The sequence below is a fragment of the Kitasatospora sp. NPDC087315 genome (assembly GCF_044744345.1).
Classification (GTDB): Bacteria; Actinomycetota; Actinomycetes; order Streptomycetales; family Streptomycetaceae; genus Kitasatospora.
Window position 1 is genome coordinate 22,107 of sequence record NZ_JBIUYD010000048.1, and the last position, 7,821, is coordinate 29,927.

The 7,821-nt window shown below is 71.2% G+C and carries 7 protein-coding genes; all 7 read left to right on the forward strand.

Annotation, left to right across the window (positions count from 1 at the left end):
* Positions 1–37: 37 nt before the first annotated feature.
* The 7 genes from ACIO5D_RS38035 to ACIO5D_RS38065 all read left to right on the forward strand — a co-directional run bounded on the left by ACIO5D_RS38035 (position 38) and on the right by ACIO5D_RS38065 (position 7,639).
* Positions 38–1,183, forward strand: a complete 1,146-nt coding sequence (locus ACIO5D_RS38035) for an ABC transporter ATP-binding protein (protein ID WP_363608981.1) — start codon at positions 38–40, stop codon at positions 1,181–1,183.
* Entirely contained in the window at positions 1,180–2,109 is a 930-nt protein-coding gene (locus ACIO5D_RS38040) for an ABC transporter permease (protein WP_400658717.1), read from the forward strand. Before ACIO5D_RS38035 ends, ACIO5D_RS38040 begins: the two co-directional genes overlap by 4 nt.
* Complete coding sequence (locus ACIO5D_RS38045; RefSeq protein WP_363608985.1) at positions 2,109–2,912, forward strand: ABC transporter permease; 804 nt, start codon at positions 2,109–2,111, stop codon at positions 2,910–2,912. The genes ACIO5D_RS38040 and ACIO5D_RS38045 overlap by 1 nt, the downstream gene beginning before the upstream one ends.
* A 58-nt stretch (positions 2,913–2,970) precedes the next feature.
* Positions 2,971–4,365 carry an FAD-dependent oxidoreductase gene (locus ACIO5D_RS38050; RefSeq protein WP_363608987.1) on the forward strand — a complete coding sequence of 465 codons (1,395 nt, stop codon included), beginning with the start codon at positions 2,971–2,973 and terminating at the stop codon, positions 4,363–4,365.
* A gap of 186 nt (positions 4,366–4,551) precedes the next feature.
* Complete coding sequence (locus tag ACIO5D_RS38055; RefSeq protein WP_363608989.1) at positions 4,552–4,983, forward strand: hypothetical protein; 432 nt, start codon at positions 4,552–4,554, stop codon at positions 4,981–4,983.
* A 109-nt stretch (positions 4,984–5,092) separates the two neighbouring features.
* Positions 5,093–5,890, forward strand: a complete 798-nt coding sequence (locus ACIO5D_RS38060) for a hypothetical protein (RefSeq protein ID WP_400800836.1) — start codon at positions 5,093–5,095, stop codon at positions 5,888–5,890.
* A gap of 225 nt (positions 5,891–6,115) precedes the next feature.
* Positions 6,116–7,639, forward strand: a complete 1,524-nt coding sequence (locus ACIO5D_RS38065) for a CoA-acylating methylmalonate-semialdehyde dehydrogenase (protein ID WP_400800839.1) — start codon at positions 6,116–6,118, stop codon at positions 7,637–7,639.
* The last annotated feature ends 182 nt before the right edge of the window (positions 7,640–7,821 follow it).

The window sequence follows — 7,821 nt, forward strand, 5'->3', positions numbered from 1 at the left end:
ACTGACGGCAGAGACAGCAGAAACCAGGAAGACACCCATGACAGACCAGCTGCGCGACGCGGCGGCCACGGGCGGCGATGTCCGCCTCACCGGCATCGGCAAGACCTACGGCTCCTTCACCGCCGTCCACCCGCTCGACCTGACCGTCCCCCAGGGCTCCTTCTTCGCCCTGCTCGGCGCCTCCGGCTGCGGCAAGACCACCACCCTGCGCATGATCGCCGGTCTGGAGGAGCCCACCTCCGGCGCCGTCCTGATCGGCGGCCAGGACGTCACCGCCCTGCCCCCGTACAAGCGGCCGGTGAACACCGTCTTCCAGAGCTACGCGCTCTTCCCGCACCTCGACATCTTCGAGAACGTCGCCTTCGGCCTGCGCCGCCGCGGCCGCAAGGACGTCAAGAAGCAGGTCGACGACATGCTGGAACTGGTCGAACTCGGCCCGTACGCCCGGCGCAAGCCGCACCAGCTCTCCGGCGGCCAGCAGCAGCGCGTCGCCGTCGCCCGCGCCCTGATCAACCACCCGCAGGTGCTGCTCCTGGACGAGCCGCTCGGCGCCCTCGACCTCAAGCTCCGCCGCCAGATGCAGCTTGAGCTCAAGCGGATCCAGACCGAGGTCGGCATCACCTTCGTCCACGTCACCCACGACCAGGAGGAGGCCATGACCATGGCCGACACCATCGCGGTGATGAACGGCGGCCGGGTCGAACAGCTCGGCGCGCCCGCCGACCTCTACGAGAACCCCGCGACCACCTTCGTGGCCAACTTCCTCGGCCAGTCCAACCTGCTGCCCGCCGATGTCACCGGCGCCGACGGCGGCGACCTGCTGCTCACCGCCGACGGCACCCGCCTCGCCGTGCCCAGGGCCCGCTGCGCCACCGACGCCAGGAAGGTCCACCTCGGGGTCCGGCCGGAGAAGATCACCATCGAGCACGCCTCCGCCGAGGTCGCCGACGGCCGCAACCGGCTGGCCGGCACCGTGGTCGACTCCAGCTTCATCGGCGTCTCCACCCAGTACCTGGTGCGCACCGACGGGGGCCAGGAGGTGACGGTCTTCGAGCAGAACATGGAGCGCGACGCCCGGATCGTCCCCGGCGCGCCGGTCGTCCTGCACTGGAACCCGGCGCACTCCTTCGCCCTGGACGCCGCGCAGGCGATCGACGCGGGCACCGGGGAGGAGGCGGCATGACCACCACCACCCCGGCGGCGCCGCCGCAAGTCATACCGCTCCCGGAGGCCGCCCGGAAGCCGAAGCGCAAGCTCACCCCGTACTGGCTGCTGCTGCCGGGCATCGCCTGGCTGGTCGTCTTCTTCGCCGTGCCGATGGTCTACCAGGGGTCGACCTCGCTGCAGACCGGCTCGCTGGAGGACGGCTTCAAGGTCACCTGGCACTTCGCCACCTACTGGGACGCCCTGGTCGAGTACCGCTGGCACTTCGTCCGCTCGTTCGGCTACGCCGCCACCGCGACGGTGCTCTGCCTGACCATCGGCTACCCGCTGGCGTACACGATCGCCTTCAAGGCGAGCAAGCGGTGGCGCAACGTCATCCTGATCCTGGTGATCGCGCCGTTCTTCACCAGCTTCCTGATCCGCACGCTGGCCTGGAAGACCATCCTCTCGGACGGCGGCCCGGTGGTCGGCGCCCTCAACGCGCTGCACATCCTGGACGTCACCAGCGCGATCGGCCTCACCTCCGGCGACCGGGTGCTGGCCACGCCGCTCGCCGTGGTCTGCGGTCTGACCTACAACTTCCTGCCGTTCATGATCCTGCCGCTGTACACCTCGCTGGAGCGGATCGACCCGCGGCTGCACGAGGCCGCCGGCGACCTCTACGCCCGGCCGTTCACCACCTTCCGCAAGGTCACTTTCCCGATCTCGCTGCCGGGTGTGGTCGCGGGCACGCTGCTCACCTTCATCCCGGCCTCCGGCGACTACATCAACGCCCAGCTGCTGGGCTCGCCGAGCGAGCAGATGGTCGGCAACGGCATCCAGAAGCAGTTCCTGAACGTGCTCGACTACCCCACGGCGGCCGCGCTGAGCTTCATCCTGATGGCCCTGATCCTGGGCATGGTGACGGTCTACATGCGCAAGGCCGGGACGGAGGAACTGGTCTGATGTCCCGAGTGCTCACATGGGTCCGCGCCCATCTGGTGGTGCTGGCAGGTCTGCTGGCCCTGGCCTACCTGGTGCTGCCCAACCTGGTCGTCCTCGCCTTCTCGTTCAACAAGCCGGTGGGCAAGTTCAACTACGAGTGGTCCGAGTTCTCCACCGACGCGTGGACCAATCCCTGCGGTGTGGCCGACATGTGCCAGTCGCTCTCGCTCAGCCTGCAGGTCGCGGTGCTCGCCACCATCGGCGCCACCGTGCTCGGCACCATGGTCGCCTTCGCGCTGGCCCGCTACCGCTTCCGCGGCCGCTCGGCCACCACCGCGATGATCTTCCTGCCGATGGCCATGCCCGAGGTGGTGATGGCCGCCTCGCTCGGCACGCTCTTCCTCAACATGCGCATCCCGTTCGGCTTCACCACGATCCTCATCGCGCACATCATGTTCTGCCTGAGCTTCGTGGTGACGGCAGTCAAGGCACGCGTGATGAGCATGGACCCCCGGCTCGAACAGGCCGCCCAGGACCTCTACGCGACGCCGACCCAGACCTTCCTGCGGGTCACCCTGCCGCTCGCCGCCCCCGGCATCGCGGCCGGCGCGCTGCTCAGCTTCGCGCTCTCCTTCGACGACTTCATCATCACCCAGTTCAACTCGGGCCCGACCACGGTCACCTTCCCGATGTTCGTCTGGGGCGCCTCGCAGCGCGGCATCCCGGTGCAGGTGAACGTCATCGGTACCGCGATGTTCATCGCCGCCGTCGCGCTGACGGTGGCCGGCCAGTGGCTCGGCAACCGTCGCAAGGCCACCGCCTGACCTACCGTCGGGGTGGCCGCCCAACCATCACCTATGTGCAGAAAGTGGCTGATAATGCATGGACTCCGCCCGCGCGCTCAGTGACGCCAGGCCCACCCCCTTCTGGCTGGAGGACCCGGGCCGGCCGGAGGCGCTGCCCGCCCTGGTCGGCGACGCCACCTGTGACCTGCTGGTCGTCGGCGGCGGCTACTCCGGCCTCTGGACCGCCCTCATCGCCAAGGAGCGCGACCCCTCGCTGGACGTCGTCCTGGTCGAGGGCAACGAGGTGGGATGGGCCGCGTCCGGGCGCAACGGCGGCTTCTGCGCGGCCAGCCTGACCCACGGCTTCGGCAACGGCCTGCAGCGCTGGCCCGCCGAACTCGGCCAACTCGAGCGCCTCGGTGCCGCCAACCTGGACGGCATCGAGGCCACCCTCAAGCGCTACGGCATCGACGCCGAGTGGGAGCGCACCGGCGAGATCGACGTCGCCACCCAGCCCCACCAGCTCGCCGAACTGCACGAGATCGCCGAGGCCGTCGCCGAGTACGGCTTCGACATCACCGTGCTCGACGCCGACGCGCTGCGCGCCCAGGTCGACTCGCCGACCTTCCTCGGCGGGCTCTGGGACAAGGAGGGCGTGGCGATGGTCCACCCCGCCAAGCTCGCCTGGGGTCTGAAGGACGCCTGCCTGCGCCAGGGCGTGCGGATCTTCGAGCACACCAGGGCGCTGGACCTGCGTGAGTACGGCAGCGGCATGGCCGTCCGCACCCCCTACGGCCGGGTCTTCGCCCGCCGGGTCGCGCTCGGCACCAATGTGTTCCCGTCCCTGGTCAAGCGGGTCCGCCCGCTGGTCGTCCCGGTGTACGACTACGCGCTGATGACCGAGCCGCTCAGCGAGGAACAGCTCGCCGCGATCGGGTGGAGCGGCCGGCAGGGGCTCAGCGACAGCGCCAACAAGTTCCACTACTTCCGGCTCTCCGCCGACAACCGGATCCTCTGGGGCGGCTACGACGCGGTCTACCACTACGGCGGCCACGTCCGGAACGAGTACGACCAGCGGCCGGAGACCTTCCGCACGCTGGCGCACAACTTCTTCCGCTGCTTCCCGCAGCTGGAGGGCGTGCGCTTCACCCATGCCTGGGGCGGCGCCATCGACACCTGCAGTCGCTTCTCGGCCTTCTTCGACACCGCCTACCGCGGCCGGGTCGCCTACGCGGCCGGGTTCACCGGGCTCGGCGTCGGGGCCACCCGGTTCGGCGCCGAGGTGATGCTCGACCTGCTGGCGGGCGAGCGCACCGAGCGCACCACGCTGGAGATGGTGCGGAGCAAGCCGCTGCCGTTCCCGCCGGAGCCGGTGCGCTGGGCCGGCATCGAGATCACCACGCGGTCCCTGCAGCGCGCGGACCGCAACGGCGGGCACCGCAACCTCTGGCTGCGCACGCTCGACCGGCTGGGGCTGGGCTTCGACAGCTGACCGCCGCGCCTCCGGTCGCGCGTCCGCCGCGGTGATGCGTCCGCTGCGGCGACTTTCGGCCGGGTGACGCATCCGATCGGGTGATCCGTGTAAGAGAGACCCGCCGTCCGCCTCTCGTTGGTGACGGCGGGTCTCGGTTCCCGCCGCGCCGCGAGCAGCGTCAGCGCTGAGGAACGGGGACGGCACATGGAGAGCACCGGACTGCACTGGCTCGCCCAGGCGGCACCGGACCCGGAGGCGTTCAGGGAACAGTGGGAACGCACCGGACTGGGACTGATGCTGTTGCCGGCCGGGCGGAGGTGGGACGTCCTCTCGGTGCCCGGCCGACTCGGCCGGCCGGCCCTGGAGATCCTCGGTGACGGCCTCTGCGGGCCGGTCCTCACCGACTTCGGGGGCGAGAGCGTAGGCTTCCTCGTCCCCGTCGGCACGGCGGCCCGGTGGATCGGCACCGGCGTGCGCTGCGCGGGCGACGGCACCTGGATCGTCGTCCCGCACCCCCGGCCACGCAGCCGGGGAGCGCGCTGGCTCGTCCCGCCCGACGGCTCCGGACGGCTCAACGACCCCGCCCTGCTGGAGCTCGCCCTGCACGAGGCCGCGGCCCGGCTCCGGGACTGGTGAGACGGGAGCCACCGGCGGGGCACCGGAGGTCGAGGGCGGCATCGCGTCGGTTGAAGGGTGGAAGGGGCGCGTGGGGGCGTGGGGCGGGCGTTCGCGTCAGACTGGAGGCGTGACCACCGTCCCGGACGCCGTCGACGCGTCCCTTCGCCCGGGCCCGGCCCAGCTGCGGCTCGCCGAACTGGCCCGGCCCGTCTGCGACCGGCTCGGACTGGCCCTCGCCGGCGGCCATGCCCTGCGGGCCCACGGCGTACCGGCCTGCCCCCAGGACGGGCTGACCCTGGTCACCAGCGGCGGCACCGATCTGCCGGAGGCCGCGGCCGAGCTGGCCGCCGCCTACCGGGCGGTCGGCGGCGGCGTCGCGGAGCGGCCGGGCACGCCCCGGTTGGAGCAGCTCTCCGTCCGGCTCACGCTCGGCGGCCGCACCCACGCGGTGGAGCTGCGCAAGGAACCGCTGGGCCACCGACCGGTCCGGCTCGACCTCGGTGCGCCCGTGCCCGGCGGGCCCGCGCTGACGCTGACGGCCGTCGCCCTGGAGGACGCGGCCGCCCTGGCCACCGCGCTGCTCGCCGACCGCGGCCTGCCGCGCGACCTGATCGACGTACACGCCCTGACCGCCTGGTACCGGGAGGGCGAACTGCTCGCACTGGCAGTCTCGTTGGACGCGGACTTCCAGCCCGCCGTGCTCGCCGACCGGCTGGAGACGCTGGCCGACGCCGCCGACGGACGGTTCCGGGCCCGGGGGTACCCGGGCAGCGCGGTCGGCGGGCTGAAGCGGTGGGCGTTGGCGTGGTCCCAGGATCTGCGACTGGATCTGCTGGAGACCCAGGAGGCGGCGGACGGGTTGCACGACCCGTACCTGGAGGAGACGGACGGCGCCGAGGAGACGGACGGTACGGAGGCGGTCTGAGGGAGGGCCGGCGGGGCTTCGCCCGTTCGGCGGACCCGGCCGACGACCTGTAAGGCTGAATCCCCGATCCCCGTCAGCCTGTTCGTTGAGGTGGGCCGTGGAGGCCAGCAGACTGGGAGATGAGCGCGGTAGCCCCGTGAATCCCGTCGCCCGGCCCGCACACGGGCGGCGCCAGACAAGGGACCGGCGGCAGGACGCCGCCCGGGACTTCGGAGGCAGACGACCTTGAGCAAGCACATCACGCACTGGATCGGCGGCGCGCCCGTCGCCACCGCCGGCGCCGCGCCCCGGCGCGGCGACATCTTCGACCCGGCCACCGGCCAGGTCTCGGGACACGTCGACTTCGCGGAGATCGCCGAGGTCGACCAGGCCGTCGCGGCCGCCGCCTCGGCCTTCACCGAGTGGCGCAACGCCTCGGTCGCCAAGCGCGCCACGGTGCTCTTCAGCTTCCGCGAACTGCTCAACGCCCGCCGGGACGAGCTGGCCGCGATCATCGTCTCCGAGCACGGCAAGGTGCACTCCGACGCGCTGGGCGAGATCGCCCGCGGTCTGGAGGTCGTCGAGTACGCCTGCGGCATCCCGCAGCTCATCAAGGGCGGCTTCACCGAGCAGGCGTCCACCGGCGTCGACGTCTACTCGATCCGCCAGCCGCTCGGCCCGGTCGCGATCATCTCGCCGTTCAACTTCCCGGCGATGGTGCCGATGTGGTTCTTCCCGATCGCCATCGCGGCCGGCAACACGGTCGTCCTGAAGCCCTCGGAGAAGGACCCGTCCGCCGCCAACTTCCTGGCCGGGCTGTGGAAGGAGGCCGGTCTCCCCGACGGTGTCTTCAACGTCGTCCACGGTGACAAGGCCGCCGTGGACCGGCTGCTGGAGCACCCCGACATCAAGTCGGTCAGTTTTGTCGGCTCCACCCCGATCGCTCGCTACGTGTACGAGACCGGCACCCGCTACGGCAAGCGCGTGCAGGCCCTCGGCGGCGCCAAGAACCACATGCTGGTCCTGCCCGACGCCGACCTGGACCTCAGCGCCGACGCCGCCATCAACGCCGGGTTCGGCGCGGCCGGCGAGCGCTGCATGGCCGTCTCGGTGCTGGTCGCGGTCGACCCGATCGGTGACGAGCTGGTCGAGAAGATCAAGCAGCGGATGGCCACCCTGAAGGTCGGCCCCGGCTGCAACGGTGAATCGGAGATGGGCCCGCTGGTCACCGGCCAGCACCGGGACAAGGTCACCTCCTATGTCGAGTCCGGTGTCGCCGACGGCGCCGAGCTGGCCGTCGACGGCCGGAAGCACCCGATCACCGCCGAGGACAGGAACGGTGCGCCGACGGCGGACGGTTTCTGGCTCGGCCCCACGCTGTTCGACCACGTGAGGCCCGGCATGTCCGTCTACAACGACGAGATCTTCGGCCCGGTGCTGTCGGTGGTCCGCGTCGCCTCCTACGAGGAGGGCGTGGCCCTGATCAACGCCAACCCGTACGGCAACGGCACCGCCATCTTCACCAACGACGGTGGCGCGGCCCGGCGCTTCCAGTTCGAGGTGGAGGTCGGCATGGTCGGCATCAACGTGCCGATCCCGGTGCCGGTCGCCTACTACTCCTTCGGCGGCTGGAAGGCCTCCCTGTTCGGTGACGCGCACGCGTACGGTCCGGACGGCGTGCAGTTCTTCACCCGTGGCAAGGCCGTCACCCAGCGCTGGCTCGACCCCTCGCACGGCGGCATCAACCTCGGCTTCCCGACCAACAGCTGAGCCTCGACCGGCGCCCCGAGCAGCCGGCCGGACCCTTCCCCCGGGGGTCCGGCCGGCTTCTTTGCGCGATGTTTGCTTCCTCCCGCCGATGGGCGTAGTGTTCTCTAGTCGCTCGACAGGGAGCACCGGACACGCATCGGCGCGGACGGTCCCGGGGCGGCCAATCCACGAAACACCACTTC